Raw genomic sequence first — 21,097 nt, forward strand, 5'->3', positions numbered from 1 at the left:
GCCGCACAGGGGCCGTCTAGGAGGCCAACCTTTCATGGAGATAACATGGAGCGGCGCGGCGAATCTCGAGACCGCCACGAGACGAGACAAGCGATGCGCCATGCGATAGCCTGCCGCGCGAAATCGCCGGGGGCAGGGGAAGACCGATGATGAAGATGCGATCGATCGGAACGGCGTTCGCCCTCGTCGCGGTGGTCGCGCCGGCGGGCGCGGAGCCGCGCGTCTTTCGCGATGACTTCATCGGCCGGCTGGAGGCGCTGGCGCTGGTCGAGACGCTCAACGCGGAGCTGCTCGCGGGCCGCTCCGCCACTCTCGTGCTGGAGAAATGGTGCGCGGATCATCACATGGCCGCCGAGCCGAAGATCGTCGCGCGCGTCGCGCCCGGATCGGGAACGCCGCCGAGCGACGAGCAGCGGGCGCGCCTCGGCGTCGGCCCGGATGAAATGGTCGCGCATCGCCGGGTCGCGCTGAGCTGCGGGACGCATACGCTGTCGGAAGCCGATAATTGGTATGTGCCCGCGCGTCTCACGCCCGAGATGAATCGCGCGCTGGCGACGAGCGACACGCCTTTCGGCAAGGTGGTGGCGCCCTTGCAGCCGTCTCGCCGCACATTTTCTGTCGAGATGCTGTGGTCGCCTCTGCCCGCCGGCTGGGAGAGTCGGACGCGCGAAGAGATCGCGCGCGCCTATCCGCCCGGCGCGCGGCTCGAGGCGCCGCATGGCGTGCTCGAGCATCGCGCGATCGTCCATGCCGCCGACGGCCGCCCGATCTCGGAAGTGCGCGAGACCTACACGAGGGACGTTCTCGATTTCGACGCCGGCGCGCGATGACGGCAGCGCGTTTGTGGAAGAGCGAGCACCCGGAGCAAAAGAGATCGTCGTGAGGATTTTTCGATGGACGAAACGAATTTCTGGCAAATCGTCGAGCGCGTCCATCGCGCCGCCGGCGACGATATGGAGCTGAAGTGTCGGATCATCGAGCGGGACATATCCGCTTTGCCCGCTGCCGAGGCGCTCGACTTCGCTCGCCTGTTCGACACGATGATGGGGCGGGCCTATCGCTGGCCGCTCTGGGGCGCGGCCTTCGTCATCAACGGCGGCTGCGGCGACGACACGTTCAGCGATTTTCGCGCTTCTCTGATCTCGCGCGGCCGCGAGGCGTTCGAAAGCGCGCAGGCCGATCCGGATTCGCTCGCCGATGCGGAGTTCGACGCCGAAGCGTGGTTTTATGAGGGCTACCAATATGCGGTCGGCCGAGGCGTGAAGACGGCGACGAAAGGCGAGCGGCCATCGCCCGCGCCATTTTCCGATCCGTCCGGGCAGGACTGGAAGGAGGACGAGGTCTATGGTCTCTTTCCGAGGCTCGCGGCGAAATTCGGCTGAGGGAGCCGGTCATGGGCTGGAAATGCGACGCGCTTCTCATTCGTCCCGCGAGCGTCGAGGAAGGAGCGGAAAATCTGCTTCGCGACCTCGGCTTTCGACTGTCGGCGCCGATCGGCGACGAGGCTTTTCTGCAGGCGATCTGGCCGATGGAGAACACGATCTGGGTCGGCCGGGCAGGGGATTGCCTCCTGCTCTCTTCGCGAGGGCTGGCCGATCCCTTCTTCGGGGATGATCGCTCGGATTTTAAGCATGCGTTGTTCGAGCGATTTCCTGGCGCCGAGATCGCAGCCGTGCTGGCGCACAGCGTTTCCGGCGCCTGGGCGTTCGCGGTCTATCGCAAGGGCGAGTGCGTGCGCCGCAAGGGCGGCTCCTCGGATGACGGAACCATTTTCGACGTCGGCGCGCCGCTTGTCGAAGAGGCGGAACTGCTGGCGCGGTCACGGCTGGATGCGCAGGGTCGGCGCATGTATCGGCTTCCTGGGTTCCCCGACGAAGAGGTTTCCGAGAGCGATGTCGGCGAGGAGCTCGTGTTCAAAATTATCGAGCGAATGACCGGCGCGCGGCCCGACGTGGTGAAAGAGGGCGGGTTCGATCTGCTCGAGCTGCCTTGCGTCGGCTTCGCGCTGCGGCCCTGGTGGAAATTTTGGTGAGAGCGGGGAGCGGCTCATGGGGACGAAATGCGACATGCTGCTCATTCGTCCCGCGCGGGTCGAGGAGTCGGAAGCTCTGCTGCGCGATCTCGGCTTTCAGATAACGGCGCCGCTCGGCGAAGAGTGCTTTTGCCGGGCGATCTGGCCGAAACGCAATACGATCTGGGTCGGCCGGGCCGGCGATTGCCTCATCCTCTCCTCGAAGGGACTGGCCAATCAGTTCTTCGAGAAGAAGCGCTCGGATTTCATGAGCCTTCTGTTCGCCCGCTTCCCGGAGTCGGAGATCGCGGCGCTCATGTTGCACAGCGTGGTGAATTTGTGGGGCTTCGCGCTCTATCGGAACGGCGAGCCGTTCCGTCGCAAGGCGGGCGCCGCGGATGACGGAACCTATCTCGACGAGGGCGCGCCGATCGCCGAGGAGGAGGAGCTTCTGGCCAAATCGACGCTGGACGCGGAGGGCCGGCGCGTCTACCGCCTTCCCCAATGGCCGGACGAGGAGTTTCCCGAGGACGGCGTCGGCGAGGAGTTCGTGCTCGCGATCTTCGACCGAATGACGGCCGCGCGGCCGGAGGCGGCGAATCTCGACATTTCCTGTGTCGGCTTCGCGCTGCGGCCCTGGTGGAAGTTCTGGTGAGGCGCTCGGGCCTCACCCCTCCTCTTCCCCGAACAATCCGAACTGCGCCTCCTGGCGCGCCGGCTCGGCGAGGCCGAGATGGCGGAAGGCGTGCGGCGTCAGCAGCCGACCGCGCGGCGTGCGCTGCAAAAAGCCCTGCTGCAGCAGGAAGGGCTCGATAATGTCCTCGATCGCGTCGCGCGGCTCGGACAGCGCGGCGGCGATGGTTTCGATCCCGACCGGGCCGCCGCCGAAATTGACCGCCACCATTTCCAGATAGCGGCGGTCCATCACATCGAGCCCGATGCTGTCGACCTCGAGCAGGGCGAGCGAGCGGTCGGCGAGCTCGCGCGTGATCTCCGAATTTTCGACGATGGCGAAATCGCGCACGCGGCGTAAGAGGCGCCCCGCGATGCGCGGCGTGCCGCGCGCGCGCCGCGCGATCTCGCGGGCGCCGTCCTCGCTCATGGCGACGCCGAGCACGCGCGCGCCGCGCCGCACGATCAGCTCCAGCTCCTCCGCCGTGTAGAAATTGAGCCGCACCGGAATGCCGAAGCGGTCGCGCAGCGGCGTCGTCAGCAGGCCGGCGCGGGTGGTCGCGCCGACGAGCGTGAATTTGGCGAGATCGATTTTTACGGAACGCGCCGCCGGGCCTTCGCCGATAATGAGATCGAGCTGGAAATCCTCCATCGCCGGATAGAGGATTTCCTCGACCGCGGGGTTGAGGCGGTGGATCTCGTCGATGAACAGCACGTCGCGCGGCTCGAGATTGGTGAGCTGGGCGGCGAGATCGCCGGCCTTGGCGATGACCGGGCCGGAGGTGGAGCGGAAATTGACGCCGAGCTCGCGGGCGACGATCTGGGCGAGCGTGGTCTTGCCGAGGCCGGGCGGGCCGACCAGCAGCACATGGTCGAGCGCCTCGCCGCGGGTCTTGGCCGCCTCGATGAAGATTCTGAGGTTCTTGCGCGCTGCCTCCTGGCCGGTGAAATCGCCGAGCGAGAGCGGACGCAGCGAGGCGTCGGGATCATCGTCGCGTTTTTCCGGCGTCACCAGGCGGCGGGGAGGGGTGGTCAAGGGCGGGGCTCCAATCCGGCGCAAAGGCGTTCCGGGGCCGGACCTTTATACCGCCGGCGGCAGATTAGGAACGCTTATCCTGGGCTCGCCGCCGATCCGGCGAGCAGGCCGCCGTCGATGTTCAGCTCGGCGCCGGTGATATAGGTCGCCTCGTCCGAGGCCAGCAGCACGGCGAGCGCCGCGACCTCCTCCGGACGCCCGAACCGTCGCAGCGGCGTGTCGCGAACGAACGCCTCCATGCGTCGTTCCCGCTCGGGGCCCTCGCCCAGCATGGGCTCCCACATAGGCGTCAGGATCGCCGCCGGATGGATGGAGTTGCATCGGATCGCCAGCCCTTGCGCCGCGCACCACAGGGCGACTGTCTTCGTATGGTTGCGCACCGCGGCCTTGGATGACGCATAGGCCGCCGCTCCTGCTATGCCGACGAGGCCCGAACGGGAGGATATATTTATGATCGATCCGGCTCCGGCGGGCCGCATCGCCCGGATCGCATGCTTGCAGCCGAGGAACACGCCGTCGAGATTGGTCGCATGCACGGCGCGCCAATCCTCGAGCCGCGCATGTTCCGGATCATGGGCCGTCGCGCCGGCTTCGAATCCGGTAATCCCCGCATTATTGACGACGATGTCCAGCCGGCCGCGCTCGGAGAGCGCGCGGTCGACGGCGTCGCGCCAATCAGCCTCCTCGCGCACGTCGAGACGCGCATACGCGGCGTTTGGGCCGAGCGCCCCGGCGGCCGCGTTTCCGTTCTCATCGTCGAGGTCGGTGAGATAGACGAAGGCGCCTTCCGCCACGAAGGCTCGGGCGATCGCGGCGCCGATGCCTCGCGCCGCGCCCGTCACGAGCGTCACTTTTTGCGCCAGTCGCATCATCGGCGGCTCCGTTTGTCGTCCGTTTCACCCGCTCGAGGGCCGAACAGATGCGCGGGAAGGGGCATTATGTTAGCCTGTCGCCAGGAGCCGAGACCATGAGCCGCCCCTCTTCGCAATATGAGCATATGTCCCTCGACGACTTCGAGGAACTGCTCGCCGACAAGCCTGCCGATGAAAAGTGGGAGCTGATCGGCGGGAGGGTCGTGCGCATGATGGTCGGCGCGCGGTGGGAGCACAATTACATCATTCAGAATATTTCGACGGGCCTGCGCGACCGTCTGAGGGCGAAGGGCTCGCCCTGCCGGACCTTGATCGAGAGCTTTCGTTTGCGCAATGCGCCGACCGAATCCTCCATGCTGCCGGACGTGATCGTCCATTGTCGCCCCCTCGAGCCCGGCGCCGCCTCGCTCCACGACCCGACAGTCCTGGTCGAGGTCATGTCCGAGGGCAGCAAGGCGCGCGACCGTTTCGAGAAATGGGCCGTCTATCAGAAGCTGCCGAGCCTGCGCCATTATGTGCTGGTCGAGCGCGACCGGGCGCATATCGAGACCTTCGATCGCGTCGGCGAGGTCTGGTCGGGCGTTCAGATTCTCGACGGGCTCGACGCCGTGCTCGACCTGCCCGGCATCGGCGTCGCCGTCCCGCTCGCTGAAATTTATCGCGACGTGATCGGTCGTGAGAAAGAGCGAGCCTGAAGGCTCGCGGTCCAGGCGCGCCCACTTGGACCGCGAGCCTTCAGGCTCGCTCTTTTCCATTGAAACGGCCGCCTTTTACCTCACCGCGCGCCCACCCGCCGCCGCGCCTCGATCGCCAGCCACACATTCGGGTCTTCCTGCGATTGGCGCTTCACGAAGCGGTAGCCGGTCTTCTCCCAAGGCTTCACCGCATCGGTCAGATTGTCGAGGATGAAGTCGCCGCGGCTGGTGCGCAGGGTGAGGATCGTATGGCCCTGGTCGTGCTGATCGCGCACGATGGTCATCAGCAGAGCCTGGCGCGGAAAACCCATCTCGATCAGCCGCCGGCGCTTCTCCAGCGCATAGATCTTGCAGTCGCCCTTGCCGTCGGTCGGATAGTCCCAATGATCGGCGATCGTGCCCCAATGCTCGAGATTGGAGATCGGCTCGATCGCCGCATTGACCGCGCGATTGATCTCAGCGATCTGCGCCCAGGCCTCCCGCGTCAGCTCGACGTCGTCCGCCGGCAGCGCGCCTTGCCGGCATTCCTGCGGGCGCCGGCTGCAGAAGTCCATCCAGCCATAGGGAATGGAGGTCGCTTCGCCCGTGACGGCGAAGCTCGCCTTCGGCGCTTCGGCGAGAGCGTGGGCGGGAGCGGCGAAGGCGACGGCGGCCAAAAAAAACAGGCGAAAAGCGGACGCGAACACCAGGAGCTCCCCGAAGAGGCGGTCGGGCGAGGGGGCCCGACGTCGTTTCGAGGAGCACTCTGCGGCCCGAGCCTTTGCCCGACAGCCAATCCGAATGCTCGCATTTTAGCGATATCGGCTTTTTCCGCCCGCCGTTGACCGGCCCCGCCCCGGCGCAATCTGTCGAATGGCGTTCATCGACGAGGAGGACGGCCATGGCCACGATGAAGAGACGCTCGACGGCGGAGCGGCCCATTCCCGCCTTCGGCAATCCAGATCTCCCGCCCCAGGGCGCGGTCAACGCCGCCAACCGGGCGAGCCTCACCGATCCGGGGCCGCAAAATCCGGCGATCGGCTCGCAATTCGCCTCGGCGCAATTCCCGCCGGCGACCGACGTCAGCGACATGCCGATGTTCTGGGCCTCGTTCAACAATGCGCCCAAGCGCGTGCAGAACGGCGGCTGGGCGCGGCAGGTGACGCAATATGATTTCGCCGTCGCCGAGGAGATTTCCGGCGTCGACATGCGCCTCACCGCCGGCGGCGTGAGGGAGATGCATTGGCACCTCGCCGCCGAATGGGGCTATGTCTCCTATGGGAGCTGCCGCGTCACCGTGCTGGACGAGATGGGCCGCGCCTATGTCGCCGATGTGAAGGAAGGCGACATCTGGTATTTCCCCGCCGGCCTGCCGCATTCGCTGCAGGGGCTCGGGCCGGACGGCTGCGAGTTCCTGCTCTGCTTCGACGATGGCCGGGCGACCGAATACAATACTCTTCTGGTGACCGATTGGATCGCCCACACGCCGCCCGAGATACTCGCCGCCAATTTCGGCCTGCCAGCCGCGACCTTCGCCGATATCCCGCTGAACCAGCTCTATATTTTCCAGGGCGAGGTTCCAGGGCCGCTGGAGGCGGACCGCGCCGCCGTCGCCGGAGCGGAAGGCGCGCCGCCCTATCCCTTCACCTTCTCGCTGAAGCAGAGCAAGGGCTGCAAGCAGACCAAGGGCGGCGAAGTGCGCGTTGCCGACAGCAATAATTTCCATATTTCCAAGACCATCGCCGCGGCGCTGGTCACGCTCGCGCCCGGCGCGCTGCGCGAGATGCACTGGCACCCCAATGGCGACGAATGGCAGTATTGGATCAAGGGCCACGGCCGCATGACCCTGTTCGACGCCGGGCCCAAGGCGGTGACGCAGGATTTCCATCCCGGCGACATCGGCTATGTGAAGCGCGCCCACGGCCATTATGTGCAGAATGTCGGCGACGACGAACTGCAGTTCCTCGAAGTGTTCCGCAGCTCTTATTTCGCCGACGTCTCGCTCACGAATTGGCTCACCCACACGCCGCCGGCCATGGTCGCCCGCCATCTGAACATAGACGAGGAGACGATCGCCAAATTCCCGCGCGGAAAGCCCGAGATCATGCCGCTGTGATGTGGTATCATCATACCTCTACCGGTTTTCGTCTAGAATTACGGGCTTTTCCGGCGCATCGTGCGCCCGATTCCGTTTGACAGCGGGGAGCGCCTCGCTTATTCAGCCGCATCCCGCGAGCGCGGACAAAGCGAACGGAACAGCTCACCCATGTTTGGCAAGACGTTTTCGGCGAAGCCGGCCGAAGTGGAAAAGAAATGGGTGGTGATCGACGCCACCGGCCTCGTGGTCGGGCGTCTCGCCACGCTCATCGCGCTGCGCCTGCGTGGCAAGCACAAGGCCACCTTCACGCCGCATGTGGACGACGGCGACAATATCATCGTCGTCAACGCCGAGAAGGTGGTGTTCACCGGCCGCAAGCGCGAGCAGAAGGTGTATCACCATCACACGGGCTATCCGGGCGGCATCAAGGAGCGCTCGGCCAAGTTCATCCTCGAGGGCCGCTTCCCCGAGCGCATCGTCGAGAAGGCGGTGCAGCGCATGCTGCCGCGCGGCCCGCTCGGCCGCAAGCAGCTCGGCAATCTGCGCGTCTACAAGGGGCCGGAGCATCCGCATGCGGCGCAGTCGCCGCAGCCGCTGGACGTCGCCGCCCTCAACCCGAAGAACGCCCGCAACGGCACGACTGCGAAGAGCGCATAACCCATGGCCGAGACCACGCTTTCTTCCCTCTCCGAGCTGACCGTCGCCGCGGTCGCCTCCGAGGCGCCGAAATATGAGCAGAAGCTCGACAAATATGGCCGCGCCTACGCCACCGGCAAGCGCAAGAACGCCGTCGCGCGCGTCTGGATCATGCCGGGGACCGGCAAGATCACGGTGAACGGCCGCGACGTCGAGGTCTATTTCGCGCGTCCGGTGCTGCGCATGATCCTGCAGCAGCCGCTCGGCGTCGCCAATCGCGCCGGCCAATACGACCTCGTCGTGTCGGTCGCCGGCGGCGGGCTCTCCGGCCAGGCCGGCGCGGTCCGTCACGGACTCGCCAAGGCGCTGACGCATTATGAGCCGGAGCTGCGCCCGGCGTTGAAGCGCGAAGGGTTCCTGACCCGCGATTCGCGCGTCGTCGAGCGCAAGAAATACGGCAAGCGCAAAGCCCGCCGCAGCTTCCAGTTCTCGAAGCGCTGAGCGACATCGGACGTTCGCGCGCGAATTCGAGCGGCCGCATCGCGATGCGGCCGTTTTTGCGCGACCGGCGCGGGAACGATCCCGTCGAAACCAGTCGCGACAGCGGTTGCGGAGAATGTCATTGCCGAGCATCGATCCGCGTCCGACACTCGCCGCGCCCGACGACGATCCCTATCTCTGGCTCGAGGATGTCGAAGGCCTCGAGGCTTGCGCATGGGCGCAGGCGCGCAGCGAGCACGCTCTGGCGAAATTGGCCGATGCGCGCTGCGACGCCGATCGCGCGGCGCTGCGGGAAATATTCGATTGTCCCGATCGGATTCCGCATGTCGCGCGGCGCGGCGGACTTTTGTACAATTTCTGGCGCGACGGCGATCATCCTCGCGGTCTTTGGCGGCGCACGACGACGGAGTCCTATCGCCTGCAATCGCCGGAATGGGACGTTTTGCTCGATCTCGACGCGCTCGCCGCGACCGATGGCGAGGACTGGGTCTGGCGTGGCGCGCAGACGCGCCCGCCCGCCCACGACCGCGCGATCCTCAGCCTGTCGCGCGGCGGCGCCGACGCCGTGGTCCTTCGCGAATTCGATCTGACGACACGGGATTTCGTCGTCGACGGCTTTTGCGCGCCGGAAGCCAAGAGCAGCGTGTCCTGGCTCGATGACGACATTGTGCTGCTGTCGTCGGCCTATGGCGAGGGGCGCGCGACGACCGCCGGCTATGCGCGAACCGTCCGGCTGTGGCGGCGGGGGACCGATCTCGCGAAGGCCGAGACCCTGTTCGAGGTGGCTCCCGAGCGAATGGCCTGTCGGGGGTGGTTCGACCGGGAGAACGCCACACTCGTTTTCGCGGAGCAGATCGACTTTTTCAATTCCGACATCTGGCTCGGCGATCGCACGGGGCCCAAGACGAAAATCGACCGCCCGACCGACGCCGCGACGAGCTGGAGCCGCGGCTTCGTCGTCGTGCGGCCGCGCCGTCCCTGGACCGTGGGCGAGGCGACCTATCCAGCCGATACGATCCTCGGCGCTTGCTGGGAGGATTTCCGCGCAGGCGCCCGAGACTTCCGCGTGCTGTTCACGCCCGCGCCGCGCAAGGCGCTGCAAGGGTGTTTTTGGAGCGGCGGCGAGCTCGTCATTTCCATTCTCGACGCGCTGCGACCGGTCTTTCTGCGTGTGACCCCCGCCGACCATTGGAAGGTCGACGCGATCTCGGAGCTGCCGTCGATCGGCGCGGTCGATATCTGGCCGCTCGACCTCGATCCTGAAGAGGCGAACGGCGAATTGCTGGCGATGACGCAGACGCCGATCACGCCGCCGACGCTGTCGCTGCTGACGCCGGGCGTCGCCGCGCCGACGGTTTTGCGCCAAGCGTCCCGCGCGTTCGATCCCCGCGACGCCAACGTCACGCGCCACGAGGCCATAGCGCCGGACGGCGAGCGCATTCCCTATGTGCAGGTCGGGCCGCCCGGCGACACCGGCGACGCGCCCGTCCATATGACCGGCTATGGCGGCTTTCGGGTGTCGAGCCTGCCATATTATGCGTCCACGACCGGCAAGCTCTGGCTGGAGCGCGGCGGCACGACCGTCGTCGCGAACATCCGCGGCGGCGGCGAGTTCGGGACGTGGTGGCACGAGGCGGGACGGCGCGAGGGCAAGGCGCGCTCGCATGACGACTTCGCCGCCGTCGCCGACGATCTCGTGCGACGAGGCGTGACGCGGCCGCAACGGATCGCCGCCGAGGGCGGCTCGAACGGCGGCCTTCTGATCGCCAACATGCTCACGCGGCATCCGGAAAAATTCGGCGCGCTCTTTTGCACGATTCCGCTCGTCGACATGCGCCGCTACCACAAGCTGCTCGCCGGATCGAGCTGGATGGCCGAATATGGCGATCCCGATCGCGCCGAGGATTGGGCGTTTCTCCAGCAGATATCCGCTTATCACGTCGCAGAGGCCGGACGGCCCTATCCGCCGATCCTCATCGCCACCTCGCGGCGCGACGATCGCGTGCATCCCGGCCACGCGCGCAAATTCGCCGCCAAGCTGCAAGCGCTCGGCTATCCGGCGCTGTTCTACGAGCCGGCGGCGGGCGGACATGGCTATGGCAAGGACAATGCCGAGGTCGCACGCTTCGCGGCGCTCGGGATGGCATTCTTGCGACGCGCCATCGGCTGGGAGCCGACGTCGAGCTGACGAATCCACTGCGTCGGCGGCCGATCGGCGGTTGCCACTTGCGCGCGCCCGCGCGTATTGAACCCCGGCGCGCGCCGGATCGGACGAATGTTCCCGGGAAAGGCGCGCATCGCAGATCGGGGACAGGCTGATGATCAAAATCTTCATCGACGGCGACGCCGGCACGACAGGCCTCGAAATCCGAGAAAAGCTCGCGGGCGCGGACGGCGTCGAGCTGGTCGCGATCGCGCCCGAGCTGCGCAAGGACGTCGCCGCCAAGCGCGACATTCTCGCGCGCGTCGACATTGCGGTCCTGTGCCTGCCCGACGCCGCGGCGAAAGAGACGGTGGCGCTCGCCGATTTGCTCGGCGGCGAGGGACCGCGCATTCTCGACGCCTCCACCGCGCATCGCGTGGCGCCCGGCTGGACCTATGGCTTTCCCGAGCTCGCCGCTGGACAGGCCGAGGCGATCCGCATGGCGCGCCGGGTCGCCAATCCCGGCTGCTATGCGACCGGGGCGATCGCGCTGCTGCGCCCGCTCGTCGACGCCGGGCTGATCGCGCCCGCGCATGCGCTGACGATCAACGCCGTCTCCGGCTATTCCGGCGGCGGCCGGCAGATGATCGAGGCCTATGAGGCGGGCGCGGCGCCGGCCTTCGAGCTCTACGGGCTCACGCTCGAGCACAAGCATCTGCCCGAGATCGTCGCCTGCGCGCGGCTCGAGGCGACGCCTCTGTTCGTCCCTTCGGTCGGCAATTTCCGCCAGGGAATGCTGGTGTCGATCCCGCTGGCGCTCGATTCACTGCCGGGCGCGCCGCGCGCGGTCGATCTCGAGGCGGCGCTGGCGCGCCATTACGCCGCCGCAACTCATGTGCGAGTCGTTCCGGCGCCGAAGTCGGGACGGCTCGACGCGCTGGCGCTCAACGGGACCAACGACCTCGAGCTGTTCGTCTTCGCCAATGAGGCGCGCCGTCACGCCCTGCTGGTCGCGCGGCTCGACAATCTCGGCAAGGGCGCGTCGGGCGCTGCCGTGCAGAATCTGGAGCTGATGCTCGGGTCGAAAATGCGCCGTGTGGAAGCGGCTCTTTTCGTATCGCCAGCCGACGCCGTTCGAGCCGAGCGCGACCGCGAGTGATCGTCGTCGACGCCTCGGCTCCTGCCGCTTGCCGAACCCTCGCGCGCCGGGACGAACGGTCGTCGGCGGGCGTGAGCGAAGCCCGTTTTCACTCGCCCGACGAGCTTACGGCTGCGCGCAGCCGCCGCGCATGCAGCGTCGCGATCGCCAGCACGCCCATGGCCAGCGCCTGATGCGAGAGCGCCGCCCATAGGGGCGCGGCGAGCAGCACGGTCGCGATTCCGAGCGCGGCCTGCGCGCCGATATGGCCGAACAGCACGCCCGCGCCGCGTCCGACGCGCCCGCCGACCGTCCCCTCCGCGTCGACCAGATGCAGCAGCGACAGCGCCAGCAGCAGATAGGCCAGCATGCGATGGTCGAATTGCACGGTCGCGCCGGTGTCGACGACATTGAGCCACCAGGGCGAAACCGGCAGCAGCGCCTCGGCCGGCGGGACGAAGGCCCCGTCCATCAGCGGCCAGGTGTTGTAGATGAGCCCGGCGCGCAGCCCCGCGACCAGAGCGCCGGCGCCGAGCTGAACGAAAACCAGGACCAGCAGCAGCGTCGCGACGGCGGAGAGCCGCTTGCGCCCATGCTCGATGACCAGCGGCCGCTGCGGGCCGAGCCCGGCGGCGACCCAGAGGCAGGACGAGAAGATCAGCGCCGCCAGCAGCAAATGAATGGCGAGCCGCTCCTGCACGACCTCGACGCGGTGCGCGAGGCCCGAGGACACCATCCACCAGCCGACCGCGCCTTGCAGCGCGCCGAGCGCCAGAATGCCGATGAGCTTCGGCTTCAATCTGCGCGGCAGGCGCCCGCGCAGCCAGAAGAAGGCGAGCGGCAGGGCGAAGGCGACGCCGATCAGCCGGCCGAGCAGACGATGGCTCCATTCCCAGGCGTAGATGACCTTGAAGCGCGCGAGCTCCATGTCCGGGAACATCTCGCGATATTGCGGGATTTTTTTATAGTCCTCGAAGGCGGCGCTCCATTGCGCCTCGGAGAGCGGCGGCAGCACGCCGGAAATGGGCTTCCATTGCGTGATGGAGAGTCCCGATTCGGTGAGCCGCGTCGCGCCGCCGACGATCACCATCAGAACGACGAGGCCGGCGACGATCCACAGCCACAGGCGCACGTCGGTGGCGGTTTCCTCGCTCGGCGGAGCGACAATGGCGGGCGTGTGGGCGGGGAAATGAATCCACTCGGTCATGGGGACCACTCGGGCGACAGGGCAGGGCCGTAGCGCGCCAATTAAGAGGAGGGCGGGGCTCTTGTCCACATCGGCGACGGCCGGGCGGCGCGGTCGCAAAAATTCGTTCTGGCGTTCGCCGCCGCGCGGATGACAATGGGCCGCGGCCGATTCGTTCCCTTCGGCCGCGGCGAGCGGAGCGAGGCTGTGACGACCGGCAAGGACGAAGGCGCATTCCGCACGATCGGCGAGGTCGCGGAGAGCCTGGACCTGCCGGCGCATGTGCTGCGCTTCTGGGAGACGCGCTTTTCCGAGATCGAGCCGGTCAAGCGGAACGGCGGCCGGCGCTATTATCGGCCGCGCGACGTGGAGCTCGTCGCCGCCATCCGCCATCTGCTCTATGGCCGCGGCTATACGATCAAGGGCGTGCAGCGCCTGCTGCGCGAGCAGGGCGTGCGGGCGGTGATCGAGAATGTGCGCTCCGGCGCGCTCGAGCCGCGCGCCGGCGATCTGCGTGGCGAGGAGGCCGAGCCGTCGCTGTTCTCGCGCGCCGAGCTCGCCGAGCCGCCGGCGCCCGAGCGCCAGGCCGGCGCGGCGCTCGTCGCAGTCTCTCCGCGTGAGCCGGCGACGCTCACGCTCCCGGCCCTGCGTCTCTCCGAAGCGCCCGCCGGCGGCCTCGGCCCGCGCGAGACGCAGCGGCTGCGCGAGGCGCTCGAGGACATTTCCGAGTGCCGGCGCATGTTGCTGCTGACCGTGCGATGAATGTGCCGGTCGATCGGGCGAACGACGGAAGGGGCGCTCCACCCTCACCCGATTCCCTTCGATGAAATTGCGCATGACGTTGCCAGCGTCGTCCGCGCCCTCTATAAGGACGCCCGAGTCGGAGTGTAGCGCAGCCCGGTTAGCGCACTTGTCTGGGGGACAAGGGGTCGTGGGTTCGAATCCCGCCACTCCGACCAAAACAAAAAAACAAAGCCCCAGTGGCGAATCTGACCGGGGAAACTGGCAAAATTACTTCATCCGGCTTTCAGACTCGCCCTTAGCGAGAGAGAGCAAATGGCGAAGCAACCTTTGATCGCCCTTCTTCAGACGAAGCTGGATGACGCACGAAGAGAATTGCGGACCGCGGCAGTCAATTTCGACATTCCCGACGACAAGCTGCTCGAGCTGCGGGACTCCGCCCGCCGCACCTATTTCGAGCTGAAGGAGCAGGATCGTCTCGTCACCCACAAGGGCTTCTTCGAGTCGCTGAAATTCTGGTGACGATCCGCATTCTTCGCCGGGACGCGGCGCCGCGGGGAGAAATGCTCCTTGTGTTGTAGGAAAATGCGCGACAAGATCGGCGGCGGCCGCATCCCAAGTCGAGGCGATCTGCCGAGACATGCGCGCCGCCGAGGAAAACGCCTATGAAAGGTAGAAGTTTCGCGCTCGCGTTCGGAGCCATGCTCGCGTTCGGTTCCGGTCAGGCTCTGGCCGACGATCGCCTGGACAAGGCCAAATATCACGTCCAGGAGGCGGTCACTCACGCGAAGCTGAAGGATACGGGCCTTCTCGCCTATCATGCCGATCTCGCGCTGGAGAAAGCCGAGGGGCTGCAGAAGTTCAAGCCCGACCCGCATCTCGCCGAGGCGATCGTCCACATCAAGGCCGCGATCGAGGAAGGTCATTCGGACCATCTCGCCCCGGCCGCCGAGCACGTCAAAGCTGCGGCGTCCGAGCTGGACAAGGTCGCGCAGTAACGAGGCGACGCCACGGCGAGTCGGCGCGGCGACGCGCCGGCTGCGCTGGGGCTTCATGCCTTGCCGCCCTGGTGCACGACGAGAGCGGGACGGCGCGCGGCCGGATGCGGCCGGATTGCTCCCGCCGCCGACGCGGGCGCATAGCGCCGCGCCTCGCTCGGCGTGATGACGCGAAAGGACTTCAGCCGCAGCGGGCGGGCCGGCGCCAGGCCGAACCAGCGCGGACGTCGCGCCGGCGCCAATGCGCCGAGCACGCGCGCATGAGTCTTGCCGAAATGACGCAAGGGCAGCAGCAGCAGCTCGAGATCGAGCAATTCGTGTCCCGCGCCCGCCGTCGCTTCCACGCCCGCGACGACCGGGGCGACGCCATCGATGACCGTCATCATCACCGACGCCAGGGTGCGGCGATCCTCCTCTTCGAATAGCGCGAGGAATGACCGGCCCTTCTGCTCCTCCAGCCAGAGCGCGTTGAGCCGCGTTCCGGAGAGCCGCAGCGGAAAGCTCGCGGCCGGGTCGACCTCGATGATGAAGGAGTCGGCCAGCGCGTCGCGAATCTGCGCCGGATCGATCTCGGAACGCTCGGGCGCGGAGCGCGCGCCTTTGAGCCGACGCCAATAGTCATAGAGATGCTTGTTGACCGCTTGTCTCATTTTGTTTCCGAACGGCACACATACGATGACCTCGGATCGGGTTGGGGCGCATCGCGCCCGATTTCCGAGGGGGCGTGAGCTCGGCAGCAGCCGTCGTGCCAGAATCATCGGGACGGGTTAAGCGTTCCGCAACCATGCCGGCCGGCGGCCGCGAAGAGGATCGAACGCATGAACGAGTGGCGCGAAGCTCGGCGGGGCGGCCGGGAGAAGATTCTCAATCTGCCGACCGTGGTGACTGCGGTTCTCGGCGCGCTGCTGCTCGTGCAGCTGGCAATGAGCGCGCTCCCGTTCTCGATGGTCGAGGCGCTCTATGCCGAGCTCGCCTTCACGCCGGCGCGCATCTCCTCCGCTTTCTGGCCGGAGGCGGCGGCGCGGGTCATGGCGCCGGCGCTCCGCGCGGATGTCGATCCTGCGGAGCTCGTCCGCGCGCTCGGCGCCGAGCCCGTCCCATGGTGGAGCTTCGTCACCTATGCGCTGCTCCACGCCAGCTGGACGCATCTCACGGTCAATGGAGTGACTCTGGCCGCCTTCGGCTCGCCCTTGGCGCGGCGCATCGGGCCGGCCCGCTTTCTGGTTTTTCTGGCGTTGACCGCGGTCGCCGGCGCGGCGGCGCATTTCGCCGTGCATCCTTTCGATCTCGCGCCGGTCGTCGGCGCTTCGGCGGCGATTTCGGGAACCATGGCGGCGAGCGCGCGTTTCGCCTTCGCCCGGTTCCGCGCGGAAGGGGAGCCGTCGGCGTCGCCGCAGGGCGCGAGCCTTTCGGAATTGTGGCGGAACCGGCAGGCGCTGACCTTCGTCGGCCTGTGGTTCGGCGTCAATCTGCTGTTCGGCTTGTTTCCGCGGGCGACGGGCGAAACCGAGCTGATCGCCTGGGAGGCGCATGTCGGGGGATTTGTCGCCGGCCTGCTGCTGTTCGGCCTGCTCGACCCGCGCGGCGCAAAGCGAGCGATTTGAAACGAGGCGAGGGGAGGATTTCGAGATGAACGTCGCCCGCATACTCGCGCATAAAGGGTCGGAGGTCGCCACCACGACGCCCGCCCGCAGCCTGCTGGACGCGGCCGCGGATTTGACGCGGCGGGACATCGGCGCGCTCGTCGTCGTCGACGGGGACGACGCGGTCGTCGGGCTGATCACCGAGCGCGACATCGTCGCCGCCATCGCCCGCCATGGCGTCGAGGCGCTCTATGACGACATCGCCCGCTTCATGACCCGCGACCCCATGTCCGTCGCCGAGGATCACAGCCTCGACGCGACGATGGAGGCGATGACGATCGAGCGCCGCCGCCACCTGCCGGTGATGCGCGAGGGGCGGCTCGCGGGGATCGTGTCGATCGGCGATGTGGTGAAATGCCGGATCGACGAGATCGAGTCGGAGCGGCGCGAGCTGTTCGCTTATATCGCGTCGGCGTGAGGGAGAAGCAGCGAGTAGCGAGTAGCGAATAGCGAATAGAAGGCAGTCGCTACTCGCTATTCGCTACTCGCTCTCTCACGGCGTCGCGCCGACGAGCGGAATATGCGCGAAAATATTCGGCAGCGAGCGTTTCGTCGCCTCGTGGCCGAGCTCGATCAGCTCCTTGGCGCGATGGAAGTCGAACATTCCGACATCCTCGTGGCGGGCGTGGATCGTCGCGTCCGGCGGATCGCCGGCCATGCGCGACCTCAGAATCCGATCCTGAATGATGTTGAACGCATCGATCATCGAGGCGGCGACATTGGGCGCGGCGCCCGGCCGCCGCTGGAAATAGCGCGGCAGCAGATGCTCGGCGACGACGCTGTCGCGGCGCTCGGCGAAGGGCGCCTGCGCCGCGCCCGCGCCGCTCGCCTCGCCATGGTGGTCGTGGATGATGTGCGAGCGATACATCGTATCCGCTGTCACATTCACGGCGATGACGAAATCGGCGCCGAGCGCGCGGCAGACGGTGATCGGAATGGGATTGACCAGCGCGCCGTCGAACAGCCAGCGGTCGCCGATGCGCACGGGCTCGAAAATGCCGGGCAGCGCATAGGAGGCGCGCACCGCCTGCGCCAGCGGCCCGCGCTTCAGCCAGACCTCATGGCCCGAGCCGACCTCCGTCGCGACCACCGCGAAGGCGATGGGCAGATCCTCGATGCGCTGATCGGCGAGCTCGCGCTCCAGCGCGACGCGCAGGCGCTCGCCGCCGATGAGGCTCATGCCGGAGAAGGAGATATCCATCATGCGGAACACGCGCCGCTTGGTCAGCGACCGCGCGAAGCTCTCGATCTCGTCGAGCTTGCCGGCGGCGTAGCAGGAGCCGACCACGGCGCCGATCGAGGTGCCGGCGACGACATCGGGCACGACGCCATGGGCGGCGAGCTCGCGCAGCACGCCGATATGCGACCAGCCGCGCGCGGCGCCGGCGCCGAGCGCGACCCCGATCTTGGGCCGGGCCGCCTCCGGCTTGGGCTCCGGGGGCGCCGGCGCGCGTTCGGCAGGCGGCGCGTCGGCTCCGCCATCGGCAGCCCATCTGTCGAAGGGATTACGAAAAAAGGCCGTCATCGCGCCTCTCCTCCGTCTCCGCCCGTCGGTGTTTCCTCTATATTGGGTGGAAAGCTGCGCGCAGAAAGTAGCGAGGCCGTTAACGAAGGCGTGGCGAGACGGCCGCCTCTCGTCTCGACCGCTTTTGCCGGACGGCGAAGCGGCCGACCCGGAAAATTTTCTCTCCGAGGCGGAAGCGGAGAAGGCGCTTCTTCGCCGCGCGCCGTCGGCGTCGCTGCGCGCGCGGCGAAGGCCTCGTCGGCGCGCTGTTTCTTCTGCTTCGCCGCGTCGACGTCGCCGGCCTCGATTTGCGCTTCGCCGCGAAACCGCGCTATCGCAGAGCCGATGAGCGGGCGCGCCACTCGATTGGCGCAATCTCGAGCTTCATGCGCCGCGGAGCCGGGCCGTCGGCCGGGCGATTAATTCATTCAGGGGAAACGATATGCAGAGACTGGGCGCGGCCGTCGCCGTCTTCGCGCTTCTGGCCGCCGCCGCCGGGCTCCATCGCGGCGGCTCCGATCTGTTCCTGCTCGCCGCCGGCGCCGCCGTCTGCGCCTACACCACCTGGCGCAGCGCAAGGATGTCGAGCTTCCTGAAGATTTTCGCCGCGATCTTCTCCACGGAGACGGTCGTGTTCGGCGTCGCGCGCCTGCTCGAGGCCGAAGAGCTGTGGCCGGCGTCGCTCGCCGATTACGCGCTGCCGGACAGTTTCGCGCTCACCGTCGCGGTGTTCTCCATCCTCGTTTATGCGCTCTCGCATATGCCGGTGGTGCGCGAGATGACGCGCATCGCCGATCTCTATTTCGATTCGGACGACCGCGCCGAGCTGCGGCTGTGGCGCATTCCCGCCTTTCGCATGAGCGAGCCGGCGATCGCCGTCGCCATGATCGTCGGCCTCGTGCTCATCAATCAGGCGCAGGTCGGCATATCGGTGCGGCTCTCCTTCATCCGCCGCGATTACTACACCGCCTTGCAGGAGATGAACGGGACCGAGTTCTGGCGCCTGTTCCTCTATGGCTTCACGCCCTGGGCCTTCACCTTCATCTTCTCGGCCGTGGTCGAATATGTCGTGCAGTCGCTGATGATCATCCGCTGGCGGCAATGGCTCACGCGCCATTATATCGGCCGCTGGCTCGGCGGACGCCGGCACTACGCCATGTCGCTCGCCGGCAGCGCGGCGGACAATCCCGACCAGCGCATCGCCGAGGATGTGAACCGCTTCATCGACGGCGGCGATTCCGGCTATGGGATCTACTCCTATTCGATCCTGCTGATCTCCAAGGTCAGCTCGCTCGTCTCCTATTCGATCGTGCTGTGGGACATTTCGAGGGCCTTCACCTTTCCGGGAACCGAGTTCTATGTGCCCGGCTTCCTGTTCTGGTGCGCGCTGGCCTATGCGACCTCCGGCACGATCGCGACGCATCTCATCGGCCGGCCGCTGACGGCGCTGCTGTTCGAGAAGCAGCGCCGCGAGGCCGATTTCCGCTTCTCGCTGGCGCGGCTGCGCGAATATGCCGAGCAGATCGCGCTGCTCGGCGGCGAAGGCGCCGAGCGCGCCTCGCTCGGGCGCAGATTTGCGGCGATCGTCACCAATTTCTACGCGATCATAAATCTGCGCAAGAGGCTCGCCGCCTTCAGCGCCACCTACGGCCAATTGTCGGTCATCATCCCCTTCGTGCTGACGGCGCCCTTCTTCTTCGCCGGCAAGATCAAGCTGGGGGTGATGACCCAATCGGCGGAGGCCTTCGCCACTGTGGAGAGCGCGCTCGCCTTCTTCATCGATTATTACGTCTCGCTGTCGAACTTCAAATCGGTGCTCGACCGTCTCGCCTCCTTCGACGCCGCCGCCGATCGCGCCGAGGAGCTGATCGCCGCGCAGCCGGCCGTCCGCGCCGAGCGGCGCGACATCGCGCTCGACGTCACGCTGGCGCTGCCGGACGGGCGCCGCATCGTCGACGCGCATGGGCTCGCTCTGGAGCCGGGCGAATCGGCGCTGCTCACCGGCCCCTCGGGCTCGGGCAAGTCGACCCTGTTCCGCGCCGTCGCCGGCGTGTGGCCCTATTGCCAGGGCCGCATCGACATTCCCGCTGGCGCGGAAGTGATGCTGCTGCCGCAGCGTCCCTATGTGCCGATCGGCACGCTCGCCCGCGCCGTCGCCTATCCGGCCGAGCCCGAGGCGTTCTCGCGCCATGAGATCGCGCAGGCGCTGGAGGCGGCGCGCCTGCCGGGCTTCGTCGCCCATCTCGAAGAGGAGGCTCATTGGGGCCAGCGCCTCTCGGGCGGCGAGCAGCAGCGCGTCGCCGTGGCGCGGGCGCTGCTCGCCAAGCCCGACTGGCTGTTCCTCGACGAGGCCACCTCCGCGCTCGACGAGAAGCTCGAGGGCGAGATTTATGGAATGCTGGCCGAGCGCCTGCCCGACACGACGATCGTCTCGATCGGCCATCGCTCGAGCCTTCTCGCCTTCCATCGTCGCCATATCGCCATGGAGCCGACCGACGGCGCCCTGTTCGCGCCGCGCGAAATGGCGCCGGCATGACCAAGAGCGGGGCCTCGGGCCGGGAGGGCGGCCGCTCGCTGAAGACGCGCGTGAAGACGGCGCGAAAGCGCTCGCTGTCCTCGACGCTCTGGCTCGAGCGCCAGCTCAACGACCCTTATGTCGCTCAGGCCAAGCGCGACGGCTATCGCTCGCGCGCCGCCTATAAGCTGATCGAGCTGGACGAGCGCTTCCATCTCTTGCGTCCCGGCCAGCGCATCGTCGATCTCGGCGCGGCGCCCGGCGGCTGGTCGCAGATCGCCGCGCGCAAGGTCGGCGCGGGGCAGGGCAAGGGAAGGGTGGTCGGCGTCGATCTCCTCGAAATGGAGCCGGTCCCCGGCGTCGACTTCACGGTGATGGATTTCAACGACGCCGACGCGCCGGAACGAATAAAGGCGATGCTCGGCGGGCCGGCCGATGGCGTGATGTCCGACATGGCCGCCAACGCCACCGGCCACAAGCAGACCGATCATTTGAAGATCGTGGCGCTGGCCGAGCTCGCCGCCGAATTCGCCCGCGAGGTGCTGGCGCCGGGCGGCTTCTTCGCCGCCAAGGTGCTGCAGGGCGGCACGGAGCACACGCTGCTGGCCGAGCTGAAGCGCGATTTCGCGGTAGTGCGCCATGTGAAGCCGGCCGCGAGCCGGGCCGATTCCGCCGAGCTCTATGTGCTGGCGACGGGGTTTCGAGGGCGGGCGGCGGCGCAGTGACAAG

At 67.3% G+C, this 21,097-nt stretch carries 23 protein-coding genes and 1 tRNA gene; 18 read left to right on the forward strand and 6 right to left on the reverse strand.

The window, feature by feature from the left end; genetic code table 11:
- The first annotated feature begins 149 nt into the window (after positions 1-149).
- The 4 genes from K3F48_RS05440 (at position 150) to K3F48_RS05455 (ending at position 2,666) form a co-directional block, all read left to right on the forward strand.
- Entirely contained in the window at positions 150-830 is a 681-nt protein-coding gene (locus K3F48_RS05440) for a hypothetical protein (RefSeq protein WP_222574474.1), read from the forward strand.
- A 63-nt stretch (positions 831-893) separates the two neighbouring features.
- Entirely contained in the window at positions 894-1,382 is a 489-nt protein-coding gene (locus K3F48_RS05445) for a DUF4240 domain-containing protein (protein ID WP_222574408.1), read from the forward strand.
- A gap of 11 nt (positions 1,383-1,393) precedes the next feature.
- The gene (locus K3F48_RS05450) at positions 1,394-2,032 is read left to right on the forward strand and encodes a hypothetical protein (RefSeq protein ID WP_222574409.1); all 639 of its coding nucleotides are present in this window, start codon (positions 1,394-1,396) and stop codon (positions 2,030-2,032) included.
- A gap of 16 nt (positions 2,033-2,048) precedes the next feature.
- Positions 2,049-2,666 (forward strand): hypothetical protein, encoded by a 618-nt coding sequence (locus tag K3F48_RS05455; RefSeq protein WP_222574410.1) that lies wholly within the window; start codon positions 2,049-2,051, stop codon positions 2,664-2,666.
- Positions 2,667-2,678: 12 nt separating this feature from the next.
- On the opposite strand, the gene ruvB is transcribed toward K3F48_RS05455, so the two are convergent.
- Together ruvB and K3F48_RS05465 are read right to left on the reverse strand one after the other, a co-directional pair.
- A complete protein-coding gene (gene ruvB / locus K3F48_RS05460) occupies positions 2,679-3,734 on the reverse strand; it encodes a Holliday junction branch migration DNA helicase RuvB (RefSeq protein ID WP_370631362.1) in 1,056 nt (351 codons plus the stop codon).
- A 59-nt stretch (positions 3,735-3,793) separates the two neighbouring features.
- Complete coding sequence (locus K3F48_RS05465; protein WP_222574412.1) at positions 3,794-4,591, reverse strand: glucose 1-dehydrogenase; 798 nt, start codon at positions 4,589-4,591, stop codon at positions 3,794-3,796.
- 95 nt (positions 4,592-4,686) lie between these two features.
- Between K3F48_RS05465 and K3F48_RS05470 the strand changes: the two genes are divergently transcribed.
- Entirely contained in the window at positions 4,687-5,286 is a 600-nt protein-coding gene (locus K3F48_RS05470) for a Uma2 family endonuclease (protein WP_222574413.1), read from the forward strand.
- A gap of 80 nt (positions 5,287-5,366) precedes the next feature.
- Here K3F48_RS05470 and K3F48_RS05475 read toward each other — a convergent pair whose 3' ends face one another.
- Positions 5,367-5,972 carry a transglutaminase-like cysteine peptidase gene (locus K3F48_RS05475; protein WP_370631360.1) on the reverse strand — a complete coding sequence of 202 codons (606 nt, stop codon included), beginning with the start codon at positions 5,970-5,972 and terminating at the stop codon, positions 5,367-5,369.
- Between the two features lie 194 nt (positions 5,973-6,166).
- On the opposite strand from K3F48_RS05475, the gene K3F48_RS05480 reads away from it, so the two are divergent.
- From K3F48_RS05480 to argC, 5 genes are all read left to right on the forward strand, one after another.
- Positions 6,167-7,381 (forward strand): cupin domain-containing protein, encoded by a 1,215-nt coding sequence (locus K3F48_RS05480; protein ID WP_222574414.1) that lies wholly within the window; start codon positions 6,167-6,169, stop codon positions 7,379-7,381.
- 150 nt (positions 7,382-7,531) lie between these two features.
- Positions 7,532-8,020, forward strand: coding sequence for a 50S ribosomal protein L13 (rplM, locus tag K3F48_RS05485; protein WP_222574415.1), 489 nt, complete (start codon positions 7,532-7,534; stop codon positions 8,018-8,020).
- A gap of 3 nt (positions 8,021-8,023) precedes the next feature.
- Positions 8,024-8,500, forward strand: coding sequence for a 30S ribosomal protein S9 (rpsI, locus tag K3F48_RS05490; protein WP_222574416.1), 477 nt, complete (start codon positions 8,024-8,026; stop codon positions 8,498-8,500).
- Between the two features lie 115 nt (positions 8,501-8,615).
- Complete coding sequence (locus K3F48_RS05495) at positions 8,616-10,688, forward strand: prolyl oligopeptidase family protein (RefSeq protein ID WP_222574417.1); 2,073 nt, start codon at positions 8,616-8,618, stop codon at positions 10,686-10,688.
- Positions 10,689-10,818: 130 nt separating this feature from the next.
- Positions 10,819-11,802, forward strand: coding sequence for an N-acetyl-gamma-glutamyl-phosphate reductase (argC, locus tag K3F48_RS05500; protein WP_255608359.1), 984 nt, complete (start codon positions 10,819-10,821; stop codon positions 11,800-11,802).
- 88 nt (positions 11,803-11,890) lie between these two features.
- On the opposite strand, the gene K3F48_RS05505 is transcribed toward argC, so the two are convergent.
- Positions 11,891-12,988: a COX15/CtaA family protein gene (locus K3F48_RS05505; protein ID WP_222574418.1), complete on the reverse strand. Its 1,098-nt coding sequence runs from the start codon at positions 12,986-12,988 to the stop codon at positions 11,891-11,893.
- A 135-nt stretch (positions 12,989-13,123) separates the two neighbouring features.
- Between K3F48_RS05505 and K3F48_RS05510 the strand changes: the two genes are divergently transcribed.
- The 4 genes from K3F48_RS05510 to smbP all read left to right on the forward strand — a co-directional run bounded on the left by K3F48_RS05510 (position 13,124) and on the right by smbP (position 14,706).
- On the forward strand, positions 13,124-13,729 hold the full coding sequence (locus K3F48_RS05510; protein WP_222574419.1) for a MerR family transcriptional regulator: 606 nt from the start codon (positions 13,124-13,126) through the stop codon (positions 13,727-13,729).
- A gap of 119 nt (positions 13,730-13,848) precedes the next feature.
- A tRNA-Pro gene (locus K3F48_RS05515) sits at positions 13,849-13,926 on the forward strand.
- A 97-nt stretch (positions 13,927-14,023) separates the two neighbouring features.
- The gene (locus tag K3F48_RS05520; RefSeq protein WP_222574420.1) at positions 14,024-14,230 is read left to right on the forward strand and encodes a hypothetical protein; all 207 of its coding nucleotides are present in this window, start codon (positions 14,024-14,026) and stop codon (positions 14,228-14,230) included.
- 143 nt (positions 14,231-14,373) lie between these two features.
- Positions 14,374-14,706: a small metal-binding protein SmbP gene (smbP, locus tag K3F48_RS05525; protein WP_222574421.1), complete on the forward strand. Its 333-nt coding sequence runs from the start codon at positions 14,374-14,376 to the stop codon at positions 14,704-14,706.
- A gap of 53 nt (positions 14,707-14,759) precedes the next feature.
- Here the strand turns inward: smbP and K3F48_RS05530 are convergent, their stop codons facing one another.
- Entirely contained in the window at positions 14,760-15,356 is a 597-nt protein-coding gene (locus K3F48_RS05530) for a PAS domain-containing protein (RefSeq protein ID WP_222574422.1), read from the reverse strand.
- 168 nt (positions 15,357-15,524) lie between these two features.
- Between K3F48_RS05530 and K3F48_RS05535 the strand changes: the two genes are divergently transcribed.
- Entirely contained in the window at positions 15,525-16,310 is a 786-nt protein-coding gene (locus K3F48_RS05535; RefSeq protein ID WP_222574423.1) for a rhomboid family intramembrane serine protease, read from the forward strand.
- A 25-nt stretch (positions 16,311-16,335) separates the two neighbouring features.
- Positions 16,336-16,767, forward strand: a complete 432-nt coding sequence (locus tag K3F48_RS05540) for a CBS domain-containing protein (RefSeq protein ID WP_222574424.1) — start codon at positions 16,336-16,338, stop codon at positions 16,765-16,767.
- 75 nt (positions 16,768-16,842) lie between these two features.
- Here K3F48_RS05540 and K3F48_RS05545 read toward each other — a convergent pair whose 3' ends face one another.
- A complete protein-coding gene (locus K3F48_RS05545; RefSeq protein ID WP_222574425.1) occupies positions 16,843-17,874 on the reverse strand; it encodes a patatin-like phospholipase family protein in 1,032 nt (343 codons plus the stop codon).
- A 421-nt stretch (positions 17,875-18,295) separates the two neighbouring features.
- On the opposite strand from K3F48_RS05545, the gene K3F48_RS05550 reads away from it, so the two are divergent.
- Complete coding sequence (locus K3F48_RS05550) at positions 18,296-20,389, forward strand: ABC transporter ATP-binding protein/permease (protein WP_222574426.1); 2,094 nt, start codon at positions 18,296-18,298, stop codon at positions 20,387-20,389.
- Positions 20,386-21,093, forward strand: a complete 708-nt coding sequence (locus tag K3F48_RS05555; RefSeq protein WP_222574427.1) for an RlmE family RNA methyltransferase — start codon at positions 20,386-20,388, stop codon at positions 21,091-21,093. Before K3F48_RS05550 ends, K3F48_RS05555 begins: the two co-directional genes overlap by 4 nt.
- The last annotated feature ends 4 nt before the right edge of the window (positions 21,094-21,097 follow it).

The sequence above is a fragment of the Methylosinus sp. Sm6 genome (assembly GCF_019802345.1).
GTDB lineage: Bacteria > Pseudomonadota > Alphaproteobacteria > Rhizobiales > Beijerinckiaceae > Methylosinus.

What these genes read in the sequence shown, in the direction of transcription:
- K3F48_RS05520 (WP_222574420.1), top strand. Translation starts at nt 14,024, where the DNA reads ATGGCGAAGCAACCTTTGATCGCCCTTCTTCAGACGAAGCTGGATGAC.
- smbP (WP_222574421.1), top strand. Translation starts at nt 14,374, where the DNA reads ATGAAAGGTAGAAGTTTCGCGCTCGCGTTCGGAGCCATGCTCGCGTTC.
- K3F48_RS05505 (WP_222574418.1), bottom strand. Translation starts at nt 12,988, where the DNA reads ATGACCGAGTGGATTCATTTCCCCGCCCACACGCCCGCCATTGTCGCT.
- K3F48_RS05535 (WP_222574423.1), top strand. Translation starts at nt 15,525, where the DNA reads ATGAACGAGTGGCGCGAAGCTCGGCGGGGCGGCCGGGAGAAGATTCTC.
- rpsI (WP_222574416.1), top strand. Translation starts at nt 8,024, where the DNA reads ATGGCCGAGACCACGCTTTCTTCCCTCTCCGAGCTGACCGTCGCCGCG.
- K3F48_RS05495 (WP_222574417.1), top strand. Translation starts at nt 8,616, where the DNA reads ATGTCATTGCCGAGCATCGATCCGCGTCCGACACTCGCCGCGCCCGAC.
- K3F48_RS05550 (WP_222574426.1), top strand. Translation starts at nt 18,296, where the DNA reads ATGCAGAGACTGGGCGCGGCCGTCGCCGTCTTCGCGCTTCTGGCCGCC.
- K3F48_RS05545 (WP_222574425.1), bottom strand. Translation starts at nt 17,874, where the DNA reads ATGACGGCCTTTTTTCGTAATCCCTTCGACAGATGGGCTGCCGATGGC.
- K3F48_RS05445 (WP_222574408.1), top strand. Translation starts at nt 894, where the DNA reads ATGGACGAAACGAATTTCTGGCAAATCGTCGAGCGCGTCCATCGCGCC.
- K3F48_RS05555 (WP_222574427.1), top strand. Translation starts at nt 20,386, where the DNA reads ATGACCAAGAGCGGGGCCTCGGGCCGGGAGGGCGGCCGCTCGCTGAAG.
- K3F48_RS05440 (WP_222574474.1), top strand. Translation starts at nt 150, where the DNA reads ATGAAGATGCGATCGATCGGAACGGCGTTCGCCCTCGTCGCGGTGGTC.
- K3F48_RS05510 (WP_222574419.1), top strand. Translation starts at nt 13,124, where the DNA reads ATGGGCCGCGGCCGATTCGTTCCCTTCGGCCGCGGCGAGCGGAGCGAG.
- K3F48_RS05465 (WP_222574412.1), bottom strand. Translation starts at nt 4,591, where the DNA reads ATGATGCGACTGGCGCAAAAAGTGACGCTCGTGACGGGCGCGGCGCGA.
- K3F48_RS05455 (WP_222574410.1), top strand. Translation starts at nt 2,049, where the DNA reads ATGGGGACGAAATGCGACATGCTGCTCATTCGTCCCGCGCGGGTCGAG.
- argC (WP_255608359.1), top strand. Translation starts at nt 10,819, where the DNA reads ATGATCAAAATCTTCATCGACGGCGACGCCGGCACGACAGGCCTCGAA.
- K3F48_RS05450 (WP_222574409.1), top strand. Translation starts at nt 1,394, where the DNA reads ATGGGCTGGAAATGCGACGCGCTTCTCATTCGTCCCGCGAGCGTCGAG.
- K3F48_RS05480 (WP_222574414.1), top strand. Translation starts at nt 6,167, where the DNA reads ATGGCCACGATGAAGAGACGCTCGACGGCGGAGCGGCCCATTCCCGCC.
- K3F48_RS05470 (WP_222574413.1), top strand. Translation starts at nt 4,687, where the DNA reads ATGAGCCGCCCCTCTTCGCAATATGAGCATATGTCCCTCGACGACTTC.
- K3F48_RS05540 (WP_222574424.1), top strand. Translation starts at nt 16,336, where the DNA reads ATGAACGTCGCCCGCATACTCGCGCATAAAGGGTCGGAGGTCGCCACC.
- rplM (WP_222574415.1), top strand. Translation starts at nt 7,532, where the DNA reads ATGTTTGGCAAGACGTTTTCGGCGAAGCCGGCCGAAGTGGAAAAGAAA.
- K3F48_RS05530 (WP_222574422.1), bottom strand. Translation starts at nt 15,356, where the DNA reads ATGAGACAAGCGGTCAACAAGCATCTCTATGACTATTGGCGTCGGCTC.